The 19846-nt window shown below is 60.3% G+C and carries 20 protein-coding genes; 10 read left to right on the forward strand and 10 right to left on the reverse strand.

The genetic code is table 11. The annotated features are described in order from the left end of the window. Positions 1 to 263: 263 nt before the first annotated feature. From hmcD to BCS36_RS04405, 4 genes are read right to left on the reverse strand one after another with little or no spacing between them, the layout of a single operon-like run. Positions 264 to 416 carry a sulfate respiration complex protein HmcD gene (gene hmcD / locus BCS36_RS04390; protein WP_291301693.1) on the reverse strand — a complete coding sequence of 51 codons (153 nt, stop codon included), beginning with the start codon at positions 414 to 416 and terminating at the stop codon, positions 264 to 266. A gap of 26 nt (positions 417 to 442) precedes the next feature. Continuing rightward, on the reverse strand, positions 443 to 1657 hold the full coding sequence (gene hmcC / locus BCS36_RS04395) for a sulfate respiration complex protein HmcC (RefSeq protein WP_291301694.1): 1215 nt from the start codon (positions 1655 to 1657) through the stop codon (positions 443 to 445). After that, positions 1658 to 2761: a 4Fe-4S dicluster domain-containing protein gene (locus BCS36_RS04400; protein ID WP_291301695.1), complete on the reverse strand. Its 1104-nt coding sequence runs from the start codon at positions 2759 to 2761 to the stop codon at positions 1658 to 1660. A 14-nt stretch (positions 2762 to 2775) separates the two neighbouring features. After that, a complete protein-coding gene (locus BCS36_RS04405; RefSeq protein ID WP_291301696.1) occupies positions 2776 to 3759 on the reverse strand; it encodes a nine-heme cytochrome c in 984 nt (327 codons plus the stop codon). Positions 3760 to 4445: 686 nt separating this feature from the next. Here BCS36_RS04405 and BCS36_RS04410 point away from each other — a divergent pair. Further along, a complete protein-coding gene (locus BCS36_RS04410) occupies positions 4446 to 5099 on the forward strand; it encodes a carbonic anhydrase (protein ID WP_291301697.1) in 654 nt (217 codons plus the stop codon). Between the two features lie 469 nt (positions 5100 to 5568). Here BCS36_RS04410 and miaA read toward each other — a convergent pair whose 3' ends face one another. The 4 genes from miaA to BCS36_RS04430 are packed head-to-tail and all read right to left on the reverse strand — an operon-like array spanning position 5569 to position 9249. Then, the gene (gene miaA / locus BCS36_RS04415; protein WP_291301698.1) at positions 5569 to 6519 is read right to left on the reverse strand and encodes a tRNA (adenosine(37)-N6)-dimethylallyltransferase MiaA; all 951 of its coding nucleotides are present in this window, start codon (positions 6517 to 6519) and stop codon (positions 5569 to 5571) included. A 16-nt stretch (positions 6520 to 6535) separates the two neighbouring features. Continuing rightward, positions 6536 to 7075: a pantetheine-phosphate adenylyltransferase gene (gene coaD, locus BCS36_RS04420; RefSeq protein WP_291301699.1), complete on the reverse strand. Its 540-nt coding sequence runs from the start codon at positions 7073 to 7075 to the stop codon at positions 6536 to 6538. After that, entirely contained in the window at positions 7072 to 7623 is a 552-nt protein-coding gene (gene rsmD, locus BCS36_RS04425) for a 16S rRNA (guanine(966)-N(2))-methyltransferase RsmD (protein ID WP_291301700.1), read from the reverse strand. Before rsmD ends, coaD begins: the two co-directional genes overlap by 4 nt. A 15-nt stretch (positions 7624 to 7638) precedes the next feature. Beyond that, positions 7639 to 9249 carry an MBL fold metallo-hydrolase gene (locus BCS36_RS04430; RefSeq protein WP_291301701.1) on the reverse strand — a complete coding sequence of 537 codons (1611 nt, stop codon included), beginning with the start codon at positions 9247 to 9249 and terminating at the stop codon, positions 7639 to 7641. A 457-nt stretch (positions 9250 to 9706) separates the two neighbouring features. Here BCS36_RS04430 and BCS36_RS04435 point away from each other — a divergent pair, with 457 nt between their 5' ends. The 5 genes from BCS36_RS04435 to BCS36_RS04455 all read left to right on the forward strand — a co-directional run bounded on the left by BCS36_RS04435 (position 9707) and on the right by BCS36_RS04455 (position 13439). Next, a complete protein-coding gene (locus BCS36_RS04435; protein WP_291301702.1) occupies positions 9707 to 10375 on the forward strand; it encodes a TIGR00730 family Rossman fold protein in 669 nt (222 codons plus the stop codon). Between the two features lie 8 nt (positions 10376 to 10383). Next, a complete protein-coding gene (locus tag BCS36_RS04440) occupies positions 10384 to 10953 on the forward strand; it encodes a nucleoside deaminase (protein WP_367209185.1) in 570 nt (189 codons plus the stop codon). A 323-nt stretch (positions 10954 to 11276) separates the two neighbouring features. Beyond that, entirely contained in the window at positions 11277 to 12809 is a 1533-nt protein-coding gene (locus BCS36_RS04445) for a fused MFS/spermidine synthase (RefSeq protein ID WP_291301703.1), read from the forward strand. 67 nt (positions 12810 to 12876) lie between these two features. Continuing rightward, the gene (locus tag BCS36_RS04450) at positions 12877 to 13107 is read left to right on the forward strand and encodes a hypothetical protein (RefSeq protein ID WP_291301704.1); all 231 of its coding nucleotides are present in this window, start codon (positions 12877 to 12879) and stop codon (positions 13105 to 13107) included. A 50-nt stretch (positions 13108 to 13157) separates the two neighbouring features. Then, positions 13158 to 13439 (forward strand): hypothetical protein, encoded by a 282-nt coding sequence (locus BCS36_RS04455; protein WP_179980004.1) that lies wholly within the window; start codon positions 13158 to 13160, stop codon positions 13437 to 13439. 605 nt (positions 13440 to 14044) lie between these two features. Here BCS36_RS04455 and ggt read toward each other — a convergent pair. Both ggt and tgt read right to left on the reverse strand, forming a co-directional pair. Continuing rightward, a complete protein-coding gene (gene ggt, locus BCS36_RS04460; protein WP_291301705.1) occupies positions 14045 to 15703 on the reverse strand; it encodes a gamma-glutamyltransferase in 1659 nt (552 codons plus the stop codon). 452 nt (positions 15704 to 16155) lie between these two features. Beyond that, positions 16156 to 17295, reverse strand: a complete 1140-nt coding sequence (gene tgt, locus BCS36_RS04465) for a tRNA guanosine(34) transglycosylase Tgt (protein WP_291301706.1) — start codon at positions 17293 to 17295, stop codon at positions 16156 to 16158. A gap of 280 nt (positions 17296 to 17575) precedes the next feature. Here tgt and BCS36_RS04470 point away from each other — a divergent pair, with 280 nt between their 5' ends. The 4 genes from BCS36_RS04470 to rplI all read left to right on the forward strand — a co-directional run bounded on the left by BCS36_RS04470 (position 17576) and on the right by rplI (position 19787). Next, positions 17576 to 18493: a hypothetical protein gene (locus BCS36_RS04470; RefSeq protein WP_291301707.1), complete on the forward strand. Its 918-nt coding sequence runs from the start codon at positions 17576 to 17578 to the stop codon at positions 18491 to 18493. A 205-nt stretch (positions 18494 to 18698) separates the two neighbouring features. After that, positions 18699 to 19007: a 30S ribosomal protein S6 gene (gene rpsF / locus BCS36_RS04475; protein ID WP_291301708.1), complete on the forward strand. Its 309-nt coding sequence runs from the start codon at positions 18699 to 18701 to the stop codon at positions 19005 to 19007. Beyond that, complete coding sequence (rpsR, locus tag BCS36_RS04480; protein WP_179979999.1) at positions 19008 to 19271, forward strand: 30S ribosomal protein S18; 264 nt, start codon at positions 19008 to 19010, stop codon at positions 19269 to 19271. 9 nt (positions 19272 to 19280) lie between these two features. Then, positions 19281 to 19787 carry a 50S ribosomal protein L9 gene (gene rplI, locus BCS36_RS04485; RefSeq protein ID WP_291301709.1) on the forward strand — a complete coding sequence of 169 codons (507 nt, stop codon included), beginning with the start codon at positions 19281 to 19283 and terminating at the stop codon, positions 19785 to 19787. Positions 19788 to 19846 lie beyond the last annotated feature (59 nt).

The raw sequence follows: 19846 nt of genomic DNA on the forward strand, positions 1-19846 counted from the left end.
CTCGCGGCTGTCTGGCAAACGGACGGCACGGCGGCCAGCGCCGTGCATCCGCACGCTCAGCCGGTCGTCAGCAAGGGCCAAGAGCTGCAAACAGTGGACCGCAGCAACAGGCGACATCGACAAAAAGCGGACTTCAGAAAAAGGCGGACTCGGAAAAGGTCGGGCATATGCCGCATGAGGCAAAAGCCTTGCCAAATGACAGGGGACGGCGCTTGCGACGCCGCCCCCTGCGAAGTTCAGGCAGATTCAGACCCTGTTATGGCCTAGTGCCCTTTTGAATCGCCGTTACGACCCTTTTTGCGGGGAAACAGCACAAAGTTCCAGTACACTACATAGAGGGGCAGCACCACGAACATCATGGTGTAAGCCCAGTTCTTCGTATAGAGGAAGTAATCGTAAAAAGTATGGAATTCCATAGTATTCTCCTCTTTCGGATTGGCTACTAGTGCTCATCCCTGAAGTCGGGGTGTTCGTACAGCACCGGCATGTGGTAGACGATAAAGCGGTACACGGTAACAATCATCGTCACCACAAAGATGGAAATGCAGAACTCCCAGATGCTGGGGAAGTAGCGTTCCGCCGAGGGCAGATTGTAGTTAAAGGCAATCATGGACACGTTGAAACGGTTCATGACAATGCCGAGCACCGCGTTGACCGAGGCAATGCGGCACAGGGTCACGTTGCGATCACGCGCGCCCTTGGCGTAGAGCAGGGCGGGCAGCAGCACGAAGCCCAGTATTTCCACAAGCCACCATGCGCCATAGCCTGAGAAGACGTAGGGCAGGTTCGCCTGCACAAGCATGTCAATGACCTTGAGCATGAAGTAGGCGAACAGGATGAAGGAAGCCGCACGCGCAAAGCTGAAAATAACGCCGTCAGCTTCACGCAAATGGGTTTCATCCATGTAGTGGTGCAGGCCCTTGTGAGCGAACATGCCTTCGAAAATGACCATGGAAGACCCGGCAGCCATTGAGCTGACGAAGAAGAACATGGGCATGAAGGGCGAGTACCACAAAGGATGCAGCTTTTCGGGCGCAATGAGGTACAGCGCGCCCAGCGAGGACTGGTGCAGGGTGGACAGCGTCACGCCGAAGATGGTGAGCACGATGGTGGCTTGCACCACAACCTTGCGCCACTTGAGCAGGAAGGGGTACTTGGACGACAGCCATTCCATAGGCGCCACGGAGAACTCGATGAGCAGCACCGTAACGTAGGTGGCGACGCACAGGCCCACTTCAAAGAGAACCGAAGTGGTGCCGGGGAAGAAGAACATGAAGGGCAGACGCAGCGGATGGCCCAGGTCGTACAGAAGAGCCACAACCACGAAACCATAGCCAAGAAAGGCTGTGGTGATGGCGGGGCGTACTGCCGAGTGGAACTGCTTCATGCCCATGATGTAGCAGGCCACGGTGGTAAAGTAGCCGCCTGCCGCGAGCGACACGCCGCACAAAAGGTCAAAGCCGATCCACAGGCCCCAGGGCTGGGTGTTGCTCAGGTTGGTGACCGAGCCGATACCCATGGTAAAACGGATAATGGTGATTACCAGGCCCACCGACAGGATGATGGCGGTAATGATATTGCCCGGCGTAGGTCTGAAGAACTCGCCAAGGTTGAACAGCTTGTCCTTGGTAGGAATGACTATGCTGTGGTGCGACATTTACTTATCCTCCCCGTGACACTTGCACTCCGTTTCCCGGGCCTTGAGGGCCTCGGTCATGGCGCGGCGAGCCGTGTCGGCAGCACCCGGCCCCTGGGTTTCCTCAATCTTGCGCACGGCGGCGTCAACGGCGGCGGCCACGTCTTCGCGGGCTTCCTTGACCTTTTCGTCCTTTTCAGCCTTGTACATGGCTTCGCGGCGCTTGCTGATGGCGTAGGCGCCACCGAAGAGCACCGGCCAGAAGGCCACGATCATAGGCACCGCGCCGAGCGCGCCGTAGGTCAGTTCACCCATGGGGCGGTTGCCGAGGTGGGTGTTGAGACCAAGCTGCTTGAGTTCGTCGCCAGCCAGCGGCGCGTCGTCCACCGGCACAGCGGCGGCGGCCTGGCCCACTGCGGGGCTCAGAACCATCCATGCGGTGCCGCCGGCGTCGGTTTCGCCGTAGATGTAGTTGACGTACTTGGAGGGGTTGTCAGCCATGCGGGCACGGGCCACGCGGATAAGATCGCTGCGGCGGCCAAAGGTGAGGGCGTCCTTGGGACAGGCCTGCACACAGCCGGGCAGCTTGCCTTCGTTGAGCAGGGGCTCACAGAAGGTGCATTTTTGCACCAGGGGGTCAAAGGCTTCGTCGTACTGGAAGCCGGGCACGTAGAAGGGGCAGGCTATCATGCAATAGCGGCAGCCCACGCACTGCGAACCGTCGTAGTGCACCGCGCCGTTGGGGTGCTTGGAGAAGCACTTGGCAAAGCAGGCAGAGGCGCAGGCCGGGTCGTTGCAATGGAAGCACTGCAACTTACGGAATACGTCCTTGCCGTTCACCTTGTACTTGTTCACCACGGTCCACTGGTATTCAGTGGTGCGGCGGGTAGTGTCGCACACCGTAAGGTCGCTGAAGGGCTTTTTGGGTTTGGGCAGGTGGTTGACCTTGTTGCAGGCCTCTTCGCACTTGCGGCAGCCAATGCAGCGGGTAGTGTCGTGCAGCACTCCGTAACTGTCAGCGTAATATGGGAAGGTGTGGGGGCCAGCCTGGGCTACCTTGGCGGTGCCAAGGGCCGAGACCACGCCCGCGCTCCCCAGAATGGTCAGAAATGTTCTGCGTTTCATATTCTTACTCCATGCTAGTCGGCGCTCTTGGGCGCGGCCTTATGGCAGGTGGTGCAGTCGGTATCTCTGGGACGCGCGACGTTCATGCCCTTATGGCAACCCATGCACTGCAGATGATAGGCGGCCATGAGGTTGGGACGGCCAGGATTGACCTTGTCGATCTCCTTGGCATGGCAACTGCCGCACTTGGGAGGCGTGAGAGAGAGCGGGCTTCTGTGGTGGCAGGTAGCGCACAGAAGTTCAGGCTGATTGTGGAAAGCCTGGGCCAGCTTGTCGTCCTTGATCCCTTCCATGAGGGAGGTAAGGTGACGGCGATGGGTGAAGTTGCTTCCCTCGTACTTGTCGGCCAGAGAGTCGATGACCACCTTGAGGGGGGCCAGCATGGGAGAAACAGGCGCAGCGGGCTTCTGGGACAGCACGGTTTCGGCTGCCAGAGCTTCGTTGTCGCCGGGCAGAAGCGTTCCGTTAATGCCCTTCTGCATTTGTTCCGGCGTCATGGACGGCGTAACATTGTGACAGGTGGCGCACCACGCCTGGTCGCGCTTGGGCGTGACAATGGCATGACAGCCCGCGCATTCGCGCCTTTCCTTGGTTTGCTGCTCATGACAGCTCACGCAGCTGACGGGCGTATTGCCCTTGGCGCGCTTGGCGATGTTGGTGGCGTGCATGGCCCTTTCAAGGGTGATAAAATTGCCCTCGGCCTTGCCTTCCACGGTGTGACAGGTGCTACAGGCCACCGGGTCGCCCGTGTGGTGACAGGTCTCGCAGTTCTCAACCTTTTTTTCGTGGATAAGGTGGTTGAAAACCACGGGTTTCATGGCCGAGCCCTTGGGATTGGGCTTGTCGCCGACCGGAAACATGACTATGGCCGATGGCGCGCCGCTGTCTGTTGGCTCCAAGGCTGCGGCTTTTGCCGAACCAGCTCCCAGCGCCGTAAGACACGCCGCGCCAGCCAGGGCGATAGCCGCCAGCAGAAGCAGTGATGTGCCGTTCCTCATGTGCTTGTCCTTTTGCATTCAGACATTACCCCAAACCCGCCGCCTGGCGACGGGATCCTCCGGCCCCGCCGATCCCTGCGGGGGGCAAACACGCAGATATTGCAACGGTATCGCAGGCTGCAAGACACGTCAAGGAGGGGCCAGTCTTGGAATGGCTTCTCATGCTTGGAAAAACAAGGAGATTGGGAAAATTTTCATTAAATTCGTTCCGCCAATAAAAGCCAAATCAAAGCGTTATGGTGAATATGAGGGCCGCTTGCGCACTAGGGCACATGACTGCGAGTTTTTTTGAAATTTTTTTTGCAAGGGCAAAAAAACCGCTGCTGCAGCGGCAGCAAGCAGAGAGAAAAAGACTTATGGAAGCAGATTTCGGCAAAGCAAAATTTTCACCAAGTCATTAATTTTTTTTATAATATATTGTAAATTATAGCTATTTTTATGCGTTTGGCGCCGTGTGGCGTGACTGTTCAGGGCAGGGCGGCGGTGACGGCTGGCGGCTCTTGACCTGCACCTCAAGATGCTCTACGCCCAAGGGGATAGGGTATTATACGAAATTATCCGCAGGCACGAGGCCCGCCGCCGTTCCAGACCCGGTCTGTCGAAAGGGCGCGTTCGGCTTTATGCCCGCCTGTTTGTGGATATGGCTATGGAGCCGGCAGCTCCTGACCGATAACGGAGGATCGTTGATGAAGAGTGTTGAAAGCCTGTTGCAGGGCAATGAACTGTTTCAAAAAAACTATTTCAAAAAGAATGAAACCGAGCTTCTGGAACTTGTCAGAAGCGGCCAGCATCCCAAAGCGCTCTTTATCGGCTGCGCCGACTCCAGAGTTATCCCCTCGCTTATAACCAACGCTCCTCCCGGCCAGCTTTTTGTGCTGCGCAACGTGGGCAACTTCGTGGCTCCCCACAAGCCGGACGAAGACTATCACGCCATGGCCTCAGGCATAGAATACGCCGTCACCACTCTGGATATTTCAGAGATCATCATCTGCGGCCATACCTACTGCGGCGCCATTGAGGCCCTGTACAAGGAAATCAGCGGCGAACAGCTCGTTCACACCAAGAAGTGGCTTTCTCTTGGCAAGAAGGCCAAGGAACTTGCCCTGCTCGCGCTTGGCAAAGACGCCGACAAGGACAGGCTGCTGCGTCTAACGGAAAAGCTCTCCATCGTCTTCCAGATCGAAAACCTGCTCACCTATCCTTACGTCAGGGAAAAGGTGGAGAATGGCGACCTGCATATCCACGGCTGGCTCTACCATATCGAATCCGGCGAGATGGAATACTATGATCCCGACCAGCACGAATTTCTGTCACTGAGCAGGTCGGAAGCCGCGTCGTAGGCGTGTGTGCCGTACAGCTTTTTGTGCGGAAAGTAAGTAAAGAATTTGCAGGCGGCCCGCTTTATAGACAGTGCCGTCACGAGCGCCTTTTCAGTTATTTCTGCGTCGAACTTCGCCTTTTATTCCGGTCGAGTGCCATAAGAGTGCACTCCCTGCATAACTGGCTTGTTCTCCTGGATATAACTGAAAAGTCATCTCGTGACGAGACTGTCTGAAGCGGGCCGCTTTTTTGTGTTGGCAGCTTGCATGCGCAAGGGAATTTTGAACCGTGACGTCAGTGGAGTTGCCGCCGTTTGAGCGGTTGCCGCATTTCAGGAAGACTTTGGCTCTGCCCCCCCATTTCAGATCAGAACTGCCACTGCGCTCTGCCAGAATACGATAAATGTTTTAGGGAAAGGGGGCGTGGGGGAGGAGCCCCTTTTTCAAAAGGGTCCCTCCCCACAAGGTATTTCAAGCTACTATTGCTCTATCACGCCCAGCGGCTGCGCGCGACTGCAACCACGCCCGCCACATCTTCCGGCGGCAGCCAGAGGGCTTCCTTGCGGGCGCGAAACCAGGTGAGCTGCCGCTTGGCGTAGGCGCGCGTGTTACGCAGCCAGAGCGAGCGGCATTCTTCAAAATTCAGGCGGCCGCGCAGAAAGGCCAGAGCCTCGGCGCAGCCGATGCCGGACCAGCCGGGCGCGCCGTCGTCGTCGCAGTTCTCAAGGGCCGCGCGGGCCTCATCCATGGCGCCTGCGTCAAGCATCATATCCAGGCGGCGGGCCAGGCGGGGTTCCAGCCATGTGAGGGGCGCGTCCAGCACCAGCAGCGGCCCGGCGCAGGGCGGGGGGCTCATGGCGTTTTGGTGCCACCAGGTGAAGGGTTTGCCAGTGGCCTGCCGCACTTCAAGGGCGCGGACGATGCGCTGGCGGTCATTGGGATGGATGCGGGCAGCGTATTCCGGGTCCACCCGGGCCAGTTCGGCGTGCAGGCGGGCCGCGCCTTCGGCTTCCAGGCGGTCGGTCAGGGCCTGGGTCAGGGCAGGATCCACTGGAGGAATCTGGGCTGTGCCGTGCAGCAGAGTGTTGAAGTACAGCCCAGTGCCGCCCACCAAGAGGGGCGTCTTGCCCCTGTCGAGGATGTCGCGGGCAAGCGCTGTGGCCTGATCGGCCCAGCGGCCCGCGCTGATCTTTTGCGCTGTGGGCAAAAAGCCGTAGAGGTGGTGCGGGCAATGGGCGCGCTCTTCAGCCGTGGGCTGCGCCGTTATGCAGGGAAAATCCGCATAGACCTGCCGGGAGTCCGCATTGATGACCTCGCCGCCAAGGGCGTCGGCCATGGCCAGCGCGGCGGCAGTCTTGCCCGATCCTGTGGGCCCGGCAAGACATATGACAGGCAGCGGGGCAGCCTGTGCCGCCCCGCTGTTGGTATGCGTGTTCCGCATGGGTCTCATCCGGCTGTTACGAGGTGCGAAAGCCACTGTGCGGCGGGGCAAGACAGGGAGTGGCCTGGGCAACCTCGCCTTTTTCGTATTTTTCCATAAGCGCCAGCCGCACGTTTTCAGGCACAAGACCCTTGATGTCCGCACCGTGGCTGGCCGCCGCCTTGACGATGGTGGAACTGATGAACAGCCACTGGTAGTCGGTCATGAGAAAGACCGTCTGGATATGGCGCTGCAGGCGGCGGTTCATGAGGGCCAGCTGGAATTCGTATTCAAAATCCGAGACGGCGCGCAGCCCGCGCAGCAGAACGCAGGCCCCGCGCTGAGCGGCGTATTCCACTGTCAGGCCGGAAAAGGGTTCCACAATGACCTTGGGTTCGTCCTTGAGAGCCTCGCGGGCCATGGCCACACGCTCTTCATGGCTGAACAGGGGGCGCTTGGGCGTGTTGTCGGCCACGGCCACGATAAGCTGGTCAAAAACTTCGCAACCCCGGCGGATGAGGCTGAGGTGCCCATTGGTCATTGGATCGAACGTGCCGGGATACATGGCTATTTTCATGACGCTATCCAGATGCAGATGCGGGTTTGGCCCAGCAGTCTGTCAGTTTCCAGGGTGAATCCGGAGGGAACGGCAAAGCTGGCCTCTTTTTCAATTTCCGCAGTCACAAAGGCTCCGGGCGTGAGCCAGCGGTGGGCCGCCAGCAGCCGCAGGGCCGGTTCGGCCAGCTTTTTGCGGTAGGGCGGATCCATAAAAACCAGGTTATAGGGCTGTTGCGGCGGGCGCTTGAGCACCTTGAGCACATCGTCTTTGACAAGGCCCGTTTCGGCCTGCACGCCCAGCGTTTCCACATTGGCCTGAAGACAGCGCATGGCCTGCACGGAATTTTCAACCAGCAGGGCATGCGGCGCGCCACGGCTGATGGCCTCAAAGGCAAGGCTGCCGCTGCCCGCGAAAAGATCCAGCACCCGCGCCGTGGACCATACAAGTCCACGGGCGGCGAGCATGGAAAAGAGGGCCTCGCGGGTTTTGCCCATGGCGGGGCGGTAGCCCTCGCCTTCCACAGTTTTAAGAATCCGGCCGCCCAGGCGGCCTGCTACGATGCGCATGATACTCCCATATGCCTACATGCGCGAGATAAGGCGCGTGAGGGCGTAGTCCATTTTTTCCAAAGCTTCCTGCAGATCGGTCTGCTCCACCCAGGGGCGGGCCTCCACATCGGCCAGCTTGCCCTTGAACATGCCCCACTTGCGTTCCACCTCGTCGGTAAGGAAATTCCAGTCCACCTTGGGGTGGGCCTTGGTCTCGTGCGTGATGGTTTCGGCAACCTCGCAACCCACCAGAGTCATTTCCTCAAGGTAGGAAGCTATGTGGGGCGTGACGGCAAAGCGTTCATGTATGAGCCCGGCCAGGGTTTCCTGGGCCTTGGATTCGCCGTGGGTCAGCACCACCTGGGCGCAGTTGTGCACCAGAGGAGCCAGCCATGCAAGAAGCTGGCTTTGCCCGGCATGGCCTGAAAAACCGTTGATGGTGAAAATACGGGCGGCTACGTCCATATCTTCGCCGAACAGGGTTATTTTTTTGGCTTTTTCAACAATTTTGCGGCCCGGAGTGCCTACGGCCTGGTAGCCCACAAAGACGATGCTTGCGCCGGGCTTCCAGATATTGTGGCGCAGGTGGTGGCGTATACGGCCCGCGTTGCACATGCCGCTGGCCGAAATGATGATGGCCGGGCCCTTGTAGTCGTTGATGGCCTGCGATTCCGCCACTGACAGCGTGTAGCGCAGGTTGGGCAGGGAGAAGGGGTTGTCGCCGTTATTGAGCATCTTTTGCGCGGCGTCGTCAAAAAGCTCGCGGTTGCGCTCAAAGACTTCGGTGGCGCGGATGGCCAGGGGGCTGTCCACATACACGGGCATGTCTGCGGGCAACTGGCCCTTTTTGTTGAGCACATGCAGGCAGTACAGCACCTCCTGGGTGCGTTCCACGGCAAAGGCGGGAATGATGACTTTTTCGCCCTTGCCGTAGCTGTAGGCGATGGCGTCGGCCAGTTCCTGATCGCTGACGTCTTCATCTTTGTGGTCACGGTCGCCGTAGGTGGACTCCATAAACACATAGTCGGCCTGGGGCGGATTTTCGGGGCTGCGCACGATAAGAGACTGCGGGCGGCCGATGTCGCCCGAAAAGATGAGGCTGGTGGTCTTGCCGTTTTCGGCGGCTTCGATGCGCAGGGAGCCGGAGCCGAGGATATGGCCGGCGTCGTAGTAGGTGACGGTGATGCCGGGGGCAGGCTCAAAGGTCTTGTGGTAGTCCACCGAGGAAAAGAGGGTGACGGCTTTTTGCGCGTCCGCCACGGTGTAGAGAGCTGCGGGGGGATTTTTCAGCCCGCGCCGCATGTATTTTTTGGCTTCCCACTGGGCTTCCATTTCCTGAATATGGGCGCTGTCCTGCAGCATGAGGTCCAGCAGCTCACTTGTGGCTTTGGTGCAGTATACGGGGTTTGTGAACCCCTCGCGCACCAGCCTGGGCAGCAGGCCCGAATGGTCGATATGGGCGTGGGTGATGAGGATGAAGTCAATATCTGTGGGGCGGTAGACTTCAGTTTCCCGGTTGCGCGCCTCAATGGCCTTGTTGCCCTGGTGCATGCCGCAGTCGATGCAAAATCGCTTGCCGCACGCCTCAATCATGTAGCAGGAACCGGTCACGGTTTGTGCCGCGCCCAGAAGTTGAACCTTCATCGTGGCCTCCGATAAGAAGTGACGGCCAGAAGCAGCCGCAAAGTCCGTCGCGGCGGAGGGCAGGCAGGCTGCTGTTTTCCGTCTGACGTGCCCCTTTGCCGCAAACCCGGTGCTGTACAGGGCGCGGCGCGTAAAACGCCGTGCGGGCTGTCATGCAATGGCCGCAGGAGCGTTGGGGACTTTTTTCCATAGCCGCTTGGGGCGCGCAGCGTCAAGCCTGCGCCGTCTGCCGCCTGACGTGGTCCTGGCCCGGTTTTCCACGTACTGTGGACTGTGCATTGCCTTTACTGCGCCGCCCACATATACTGCCACTCTGGTTCGCCGGGCGGCAGCAAGCCCCCGGCCCATTTACGCGCTTCCGCCGGAGGGCCGACAACGCCGCGGCAACCAGCCGTTGCTGACGTTTTTTTGCGTCTGTTTTTTCCGGAAGCCACGGAAGATACCCTAAGGAGAATCCATGCCTGAACTGCAACAAAATATTGTGGACGATCTTGCTTCTGTCACCACCGAGTCCTGGCGTACCTTCCGCATCATGGCCGAAATGGTGGAAGCTCTGGACACCCTCAACGCCCTCAAGGTCAATTGCATATCCATCTTCGGCTCGGCCCGCAGCACGCCTGACACGCAGGAATACCAGGACGCCGAAAAAATTTCCCGGCTGCTGGTCGAATCCGGTTTCGGCATCATCACCGGGGGCGGCCCCGGCGTGATGGAAGCGGCCAACAAGGGCGCTTTTGACGCTGGCGGCGAGTCCATCGGGCTGCACATCCACCTGCCGCATGAGCAGGGCTGCAACCCGTATGTGAAAACCCGCTGTAACTTCCGCTATTTTTTCATACGCAAATTCATGTTCGTCAAATACGCCATGGCCTATGTGGTCATGCCTGGCGGCATGGGCACCATTGACGAACTCTCCGAAGCCTTTGTGCTGGCCCAGACCGGGCGTACGCGCGCCTTCCCCATCGTGCTGTACGATTCCAGCTTCTGGAGCGGCATGGTGGAATGGCTGCGCAAGAACATGGCCGCGCGCGGCTTTATCCGGGAAAAGGAAATTGACCGGCTCATCACCGTGTGCGACACGCCTGAAGAAGTGGCCAGTCATCTGCGCAAAATCGTTATTCTTTAGGACGCTGCATGAGGCGGCACGCATCAGACCCCTTCTCCCCCCATTCCGGCGGCCCGGCCTCCGGTGTTGGGGGAGTTCGCGTTTTTGCGCCAGCCGGGCCTGTGCCCCCCGCGCCGCCGGGGCATAGCTGGGAAAGCCTCATGGGGCGGGCGCTGGAGCGCGCCCGACTGGCCGCTGCCGCCGGAGAAATACCCGTGGGCGCGGTTATTGCGGCCCCCGACGGCGCCGTGCTGGCGGAGGAGGGCAACGCCCCTGTGGGCCTGCACGATCCCACGGCCCATGCCGAGATTCTGGCCCTGCGCCAGGCCGGGCGTGTTACTGGCAATTACCGGCTTGGCGGTTGCGTGCTGGTTGTCACCCTTGAGCCCTGCGCCATGTGCGCCGCAGCCTGCATCCATGCCCGCCTTGCCGGGGTGGTTTACGGGGCGGCGGATTCGCAGGCCGGGGCCGTCGTCTCGCGTGCCGAGTATTTTGACGCGCAGAGCGCCAATCACAGCCTCTGGCATATGGGCGGCGTGCGCGCGGAGGAATGCGCGGAACTGCTGCGCGGTTTTTTTGCCTCCCGGCGCGAAGAATAGGAACGCCACCGGCGCAGCCGCAGGATTTGGCAGGACTGGCGACTGTTCGGAGTTTTTACGGCAACGGCTCCGGCCAATGTAACAGCTCCGGCCAATGAAGCGGCTCCGGCGCTTGTGCGGGCAGCCGGGCGCTGCCAATTCTCGGGCATTGCCTGTTCGCTTTGCGGATAGGCATGCTTGGCAGTTATACGCCTTGAAACATTGCGTTTTCAAGGTTGATCTGCTCTGGATTATGACTGTGGGGAAGCGTCGCTTGCGCGGTTCGTGCCGCACTCCCGGAGCTTCGCCCCAACCGCCATGGGCTGGACCCCAAAAGGATCACCATGCTGGAACTGACGGTTTTTTTTAGCGGCGCGCTGGTTATGGTGCTGGAAATGGTGGGCGCGCGCGTGCTGGCCCCCTATGTGGGCACCTCGGCCATAGTCTGGACAAGCCTTATCGGCGTAGTGCTGGCTTGCCTCGCTCTGGGAGCGTGGGCGGGCGGGCGCATGGCCGACAGGCATCTGTCGCGCCGGGGCCTGGCCCTGGCCCTGGCCGGAGCCGGTCTTGGCTGCGCGCTTACGGCCCTGTGCCACTCGCTGGTGGGTCAGTGGGTCACAGAGGGCATCGGCAATCTGTATGTGGCCGCCGTGGCCGCCGCAGTGGGCATTTTTGCCCTGCCCGCCTTCTTTTTCGGGGCCATAAGCCCCTATGCCATCCGTCTGCGCATCGGCAGCGTCGACACTGCCGGGGCCACGGTGGGGCGGCTGTACGCCCTGTCCACGGCGGGCAGCATTCTGGGCACCTTTCTGGGCGGCTTTGTGCTTATTTCCTTTTTCGGCAGCGGCAGCATCCTCTGGGGCGTGGCCGTGTGCATGATGGCGCTTTCCCTGTGCAACGCGGCGCGCGGCGGCAAGCTTCGCGCTGCCTTGCTGGCCCTGTGCCTGATTGGCGCGGTCATGAACGGCATGTACGGAAGCTGGCAGGAAGGCAGGGGAGGGGTGCGGCTTGTGGAAAGCCCCTATAACAGCATCCGCGTCTATGAAGGCATGGACTGGGGCGAGGGGGGCCGCGCCGTCCGGCTGATGGCCACCGACCCCGGCTACAGCCAGTCGGGCATGTATCTGGACGACCCGGCGGAACTTTATTTTCAGTACACGCGCTTTTATGCCCTTGGCCCGCGCTTTGTGCCCCAGGCCCGCTCCGTGCTTATGCTCGGCGGGGGCGGCTATTCCGTGCCCAAGTGGATTCTGGCGGGCAAGTCGGCCCTGGCAGCGCCTGATGAGGTGCGCATGACCGTGGTGGAGATTGACCCGGCCATGACTGAAACAGCCCGCCGCTGGTTCGGGCTCAAGGACGACGCGCGTCTTACTGTGCAACACGAGGACGCCAGGGCCTTTTTGAACCGGCAGCAGGGGCAGTATGATCTTGTTTTTGTGGACGTGTTCAACTCGCACTACGCGGTCCCCTTCCAGATGGGCACGGTGGAAGCGGCGCGGGCCTTGCGGCGGGCCGTTGCGCCGGGGGGGGCTCTGCTCATGAACGTCATCTCCGCTGTGAACGGCGAGGACGGACGCCTGTTTCAGGGCATCTACGGGGCTTTGTCCGCAGCCTTTGCGGAAGTGCAGGTGTACTGCGTGTCCCGGCCCGACAGGCCGGATGAAGTGCAGAACCTCATGGTTGTGGCCTTTCCTGAAAAAAGGGCGGGCACTGCCAGGGCGGCGGCGACGGCAGAAGGCGCGGGCGCAAAGGCCGACGCGGGCATGGCCGCCATGCTGGCTACCCGTCTTACGGGCCCGCTGGTCTTTGACACGCCGCCCCTTACGGACGACTTTGCCCCTGTTGAACGCTATGCGCTTATGCTGCTGCGGCAGTAAATGCCCGCCCCTTGCGATGCCGGGGCGAAAAATGTAGCATCCACAACAAAAGTTGAGGAGGCGGCCTATGGAATTCAGTACAGTGAGTCCGCTGAGCTTGAGTGAAAATGTTCTGACCATACTTGGCAACAAACTGGCAGCCGGACAGGAGCTCACCATGACGGAACGGTTGATGGCTCTGTCCGCAGCGGGAGCGATTGTCGCCAGCAAATACGGCCCCGGCCCGGCGGAAATGGTACTGACCCCGCCGCAGCTTCCTGAAGATATACGTGGTCTGCTGGCAAATTATGCCGGATAATTTTGCTCGGTCAGGCGAGCGCTCACAAGTCCCCGCAGGGAGAATGCATTTTGAACGAAACCATTGACGATCTTACAGTTCAGTTTGAAGAAAACGGCCAGATCATTGTAAATGAACTGGACAAGGTTGTGCTGAGCAAGGGGCTGTGGACGACCATACTCTTCCGCTACCAGCAGTGGCAGCCTGAAAAGGACGACTTTGGCCCGGATGTGTATGTTATCCGTCGGTACAAAAAGTCCGGCGGCGAGTACCGCCAGCAGTCCAAGTTCACCATTTCCAGCGCGGAGCAGGCCCGCAAGATTGTGGATGCGCTCAGCAGCTGGATAAACTGAACAGTGCCGTCACGAGCGCCTTTCCAGGTATTTCTGCGTCGAACGTCGCCCTTTATTCCGGTCGAGTACCGTCAGAGTACACTCCCTGCATAAAAGACTCGTTCTCAATGATATGACTGGAAATTCATCTCGCGACAACACTGTCTGGGGAGCTTCACGGTAACATTGCTCAGCGGCTGCGTGCGCAGGCGCTCACAGTGAAGGCGCAGGCACAGCGTGTCCGTGTAACTGCTCGCTAAACGTTGCAAAAAGCGGCTAACCTCAGGTCAGAACCTGCGGTTAGCCGCTTTTTTCTGGATTTGCTACGCCTTATAGCATTTTCGCATTGAGAATATCCATTCTCAATGCTTACAAGACACCCGCTTCGGCGCGTAACCGCGCAAATAAATAGCGCTTGCGCCTCTGCGGCGGCCATGCCCAAAATTTTTGTGAATGCAGATGGCGTGCTGGTTGAAAGGCGCTGTTTCCAATATTCCCACTTCAGATTAGCAAACTCTTTGAACTCTAAGAAATAAAGGTTTTAGGGGGAGGGGGCGTGGGGGAGGAGACCCTTTTGCAAAAGGGTCCCTCCCCCACAAAGTCTTTCAGCCTGACAGCCGCTATAGTTAAAGGGCCGCCACCTGGCCGTCGCCGCGCGGGTCCGAGGCTCCCTGCCAGACGCCGTTGGGCCGCCGCAGTATGGCCCCGGCGTGTCCCATCAGTTCCGTGAAGTCGTCCATGCGCCGCACCACATGCCCGCGCCGGGTCAACTCCTGCGCGACGCTTTCAGAGATGCGTCCCTCAAGCTTGAGGTCATTGCACTCTTCGCCCCAGCTTCGGCCCAGCAGCCAGCGCGGCGCGTTGACGGCGTCCTGCGGGCTCATGCCAAAATCCACAATGCGCGTGGTCATGGCCGCGATGGTCTGCGGCTGGCCGTCGCCGCCCATGCTGCCGTACACAAGGTGAGGCTGCCCGTCCTTGAGCAGCATGGCGGGCGTCAGGGTATGCAGGGTGCGTTTGCCCGGCAGCAGGCAGTTGACGTGTCCCGGGTCAAGGGCAAAGGCGCAGCCCCTGTTTTGCAGCACAAAGCCCGCGCCGTCCGCCACCACGCCCGAACCGAATTCATGATAGATGCTTTGTATGAGCGACACCGCGTTGCCAGCCGCATCCACAACGCCAAGCCAGATGGTGTCGCCGCCGGGGGGCAGGGGGGGCAGGGCGTCCCCGCGCCGGTCCATGTGGATGCGCGCCGCCTGCTGCTGGCCGTGTTCCGGTGAAAGCAGGCGTTGCGTGGGGATGTCGGCAAAATCGGGGTCCGTCAGATAGTGCTGGCGGTCGATGAAGGCTTCGCGGGTGGCTTCAGCCATGACGTGGTAGTAGTCGGCAGTGCCCTCGCCCAGAATGTCTATGTCCATTTGATTAAGGATATTAAGAATTTCCAGTGTGGCCAGCCCCTGACAGTTGGGCGGCGGCGTGCAGGCCGTATAGCCCCTGTAGTCCACCCGCAAGGGGTCGGTCCAGTCAGCAGTGTGGCTGCCGAGGTCCTTGTGCGTGAGCAGGCCGCCCTGACGTTGCATGGCGCTTATGATGGCCCGCGCCGTGCGGCCTTCATAAAATTCTTCGGGGCCGTTGGCAGCCAGTCGGGCCAGGGTTTCGGCCAGTTGCGGCTGGCGCATGACAGCGCCAAAGCCCGGCGGGTGTCCTTCGGGCGTAAAGTACAGGCTGCGGAAGTCTTCGGACTGATGCAGGCTGTAGTTCGGCCTGCCGCTGCTCACCAGGGCCAGCCCGTTTGCCAGGGAATGGGACACGGCAAACCCGTAGGATGCGTGTTCCTGCGCCGGGGCCAGCACGTCGGCCCAGTTCAGGGGCGAGGCCATGGTTTTTTTGCTGTGCGCAAAAGCCGCGCCCCAGCCGGACACAGCGCCCGGAACGGTCAGCGCCGCCAGCGGGCCGCGCGTGGGCACGGTCTTGTGGCCGCGCTCTGCGTAGAGGGCGGCGGTGGCCGCCTGCGCCGCCCGGCCGCTGCCGTTGAGCGAGCGCAGGTTCTGCGTGGCCGCATCATAGATGAGCCAGAAGTTGTCGCCGCCGAGGCCGCACATGTGGGGGTAGACCACAGAAAGCACGGCGGCTGCGGCAATGGCCGCATCCACGGCGGTGCCGCCCTTGCGCAGGATGTCGCGCCCCGCCTGGGAGGCCAGATAGTGGGGGCTTGTGACCATGCCCCGCAGGCTCAGGGGATTGCTGGCAGTGGAAGATGTGAAGGAATACCGGTGGCTGGATTGCATTGTGACCTCGTGCTGGCTGTCCCGCAGGAATTCCGGCGTGCCGGGGCGCGCCGAAGATGTTTCGCGGGAAGTATGCCACAGGAGGGCGCAAGGAGCAAAGGAAGGTCCGGGGCCTGGGCGCAGGCGAGGGCAGATGCGCTTTGAAATGGCGTGGTGCCGGAAGGCTCTGTCTCGTGACGGCACTGTCTGGTGCGCTACGTAACTGCAAGGAAGCCTGATTAAAGAGCCTCCTGGAAACGCGCAGTTATTTTGTTTGGCAAGCGCGATCTTTTTTAAGCAGGAGTGGACTCTTCCGTCCTCGACTGTTTCAAAAAAAGTGAAGCAACGCCGCCAAACGAAATAAATCAGCGTTTCCACAATGAGAGTTTTAGGGGGAGGGGGCGTGTGGGGGGACCCTTTTGCAAAAGGGTCCCCCCACACACAAAGCCTTTCACCCAGGTCTTTCTCCCGGATTACGCGCCCTCGGCGGCCCTGGCCGCTTCGTCGGGGTACAGGGCTTCGATGCCCGCCAGAAAATCGGTATAGCGTCCTTGCACAATGGCCTGCCGCGCGTTGCGGGCAAGGTCGAGAAAATAGGTCAGGTTGTGCAGGGAGTTGAGTCGGAAGGACAGCAGCTCCTGGCTGGCGTACAAATGCCGCAGATAGGCGCGCGAAAAGGTGCGGCAGGTGTAGCAATTGCAGTTGGGGTCCAGGGGGCCGTCGTCTTCGGCAAACTGCTTGCGCCGGATGTTGATCTTGCCCTGCGAGGTGTAGAGCGTGCCGTTGCGGGCATTGCGGGTCGGCAGCACGCAGTCGAACATGTCCACCCCGGCGTTGATGCCATTGGCGATATCCAGGGGGGTGCCGACGCCCATGAGGTAGCGGGGCTTGTGCTGGGGCAGCAGGGGAGCGGTGTGGTAGAGCAGGTCGTACATCTGCGCCTTGGGTTCGCCCACTGAAAGGCCGCCGATGGCAAAACCGTCAAAATCAATGCCGCAGAGCTCTTCAACCGAGCGTTTGCGCAGGTCCTTGTGAAAGCCGCCCTGCGTAATGCCGAACAGCAGATTGTGCGCCGTGCCCGCCGGGTAGGCGGCTCTGGCGCGCTGCGCCCAGCGCGTGGTAAGGGCCAGGGATTTGGCGGTATAGTCGTAGTCCGCGCCAAAGGGCACGCACTCGTCCAGCACCATCATGATGTCCGAATTGAGATTGCGCTGGATTTGCAGCACCTTTTCCGGCGTGAACAAGTGGCGTGACCCGTCAAGATGGGAGCGGAACTCCACCCCTTCTTCGCGGATTTTGCGCAGGGAACTGAGGCTGAAGACCTGAAAGCCGCCGCTGTCCGTAAGAATGGCGCCGGGCCAGGAGGCGAATTCGTGCAGACCGCCCCGCCGGGCCACAAGCTCGTCGCCGGGCCGCAGGTACAGGTGGTAGGTGTTCCCCAGGATGACAGGCGCGCCGATGGCCGCCAGATCGTCGGGCGCAATGGCCTTGACCGAACCCACTGTGCCCACGGGCATAAAGATGGGCGTGGGGATGACGCCGTGAGCCGTGCGCAGGAGTCCTGCCCGGGCGGCCCCGTCCCTGTGTTCTATGGTAAAGATGGAATCAGACATGCCGCGCACACTATATGCAAGCGGCGTCAGATGCAAGGGGCTGGCGGGTTGCGGCGACCGGCTGGCGCGGTTGCGCGCGGGCGGTTGCTGCGGGTCACGCGGGAGTACGCGGGGGGGCTGGTCAGCGCCTGGAAAGTGCTGTACGTACGGAACCGGCAGCCTGGCGCAGGCGGAGATTGTTTGACAGAAATCGAATAACTGCATACACAAGCAAATATCCGTAGGCATACGGAGTTCACATTGCACAAGCTATGGGGAGTTCCCTTCGCGAGGACGGAGAATGCTTTTTTTTAGCCGCTTTATGCGTCTTTCCGGCCAGAAGAACGCCCCGGCGCACAAGGTCTCGGTTATGGCCTTGTTGCGCGCGGCCATGGCGCACCATGTCTGTGTGGAAGTGCTGTTCACTGACCGCAACCGTCAGATGGACAACGTCTACTGCCGCATCATGGCGCTGAATGAAAAAAGCCTTCGGCTCATGTCCGCCACCAAGTTTTTGCCGGACGCGCTCAACGGCGAGCAGTGTCTGCTGTATTTCAATCTTCCCCGCACGTTTCTCGTCAATACATTCAAGATGTCGCCCGGTCAGGCGCGGGCCGGTTTTTTGTGCAAGACCCGCATTATCCATAATCATCTGGAACCCGAAAAGCGCTTTTGCGAAATTGAGGTCCCCATACCCCACGCCTATGTGCAGCGCAGCCTGCGCAAGCACGAGAGGGTCTTTCCCTCGACGGGTATGGTGAAGACCGTGGATTTGTGGCTGCGGGGCAAATTGCCCAAGCACTGGCGCGAACTGGGGTCTGCGGACTTTACTTTCAGAGCGGGCGAGGCTTCACGGCTGAAGCTTATCAATGTCTCCGCCAGCGGGGCGCGCATTGAAGTTGAAGAAGTGGAAGAGAACGAACGCTACCGCAGACTTACGGGAACGCAAATGCTGCTTTGCATCGTGCTCAGCGGGCCGGGGCGCAAGCGTTGCGTAGCGCCTGTGGTCTGTCACTGTGTGGAAAGTCTGCACAGCGGCACCCTGCGGCGGCTTTCGCTTCGTCTGCGTTTTGTTCAGGTGTGGCAGACAGATGGCAGCGGTCACGGCGCGTGGGACAGGGTGGATGAAGACGGCGTGGCGGTTCTGCGCGACTGGATCAATAACGATTTTTGCCTGCTGGCCGAAAAACCCTCCCGCTGCGCCTGTCCTTTTCCATAAACCTTGCCCGACTTGCGCCCGGCTTTGAGCCTGCCCGCAGCGTCCTGCCTTGAGTTTTCCCGCAGCGCCGGGCTTTGAGCCTGCCCGCAGCGTCCGGTGGCCGTCTTCGCCGCCGGGGCTTGACAGCGCGCATGCCGGGCAGTATACATCTCGTTCCTTGCTCGCACCCGTGTGTGCGGGCTGCCAATCCAAAAGGAGAACCACAATGCGGAAATTTGAAACCCTGCTGCTCCTTTCACCGGAGCTTTCCGCCGAAAACCGCGAGGGCATTATAAACACCCTCACTGCGGTTATCGAGCGTGAAAAGGGCGCCATGGAAGAAGTGGACAACTGGGGCATGCGCGATCTCGCCTACCCGGTGCGCAAACTGATGCGCGGTTACTATGTGCGTCTCGTGTACCAGAGCCCGGCTACCCTCGTGGCCGAACTGGAACGCAACATTCGCATGACTGACGGCATCTTCAAGTTTGTGACCGTCAAGCTGGCCGATGAAGTGGCCGGGGAGGTTGCATAAATGGCGTTCAAGAAAAAATTTGCCCCTCGTCGCAAGTTCTGCCGCTTCTGCGCAGACAAAGACCTGCCCCTGAATTACAAGCGTCCTGATATCCTGCGCGACTTCATCACCGAGCGCGGCAAGATCATCGCCCGTCGTATTACTGGCACCTGCGCGCACCACCAGCGCCTGTTGACCCGTGAAATCAAGCGTGCCCGTCAGATGGCCCTGCTCATCTACACCGCTACGCACGATTCCGGCGTCAAGAAAAAGAGCAACATCTAGGAGGCGCATATGAAACTGATACTTCGCGCCGACGTAGAAAACCTCGGCAGTCTTGGTGATGTGGTTGAAGTCAAAGCCGGTTATGGCCGCAACTTTTTGTTGCCCCAGGGCCTGGCCATGGTGGCCTCGCAGGCCAATCTGAAAGTTTTTGAGCAGGAGCGCAAAAAGCTCCAGGCCCGCATGGATTCCCTGCGCGGCGAAGCTCAGGAAATGCAGGCCCGTCTTGAAGCCCTTGAAGTGGTTATCACCATGCACGTGGGCGACAATGACAAGCTGTACGGTTCCGTCACCACCACCATCATCGGCGACGCTATCGCCGCCCTTGGTGTGGATGTCGACCGCCGTCGCATTCTTATGGACGCTCCTATCCGCACCCTGGGTGAACACCCGGTGCGCATCCGCCTGCACCCCAGCGTTGTCGCAGTGGTTCCGGTGAAGGTCGTGTCCGACCACCAGTCCTTTGAAGAAGAGCCCGCTCCTGCAGCTCCTGCTGAAGAAGCCGAGGCCTCCGAATAGGGGATATAGTGGTTTCCCACGGTGATCATGGCTCCGCCCCCGGCCCCGAGGCCGGGGGC

The organism is Desulfovibrio sp. MES5, from assembly GCF_002237645.1.
In the GTDB taxonomy this organism is placed as follows: Bacteria; Desulfobacterota; Desulfovibrionia; order Desulfovibrionales; family Desulfovibrionaceae; genus Desulfovibrio.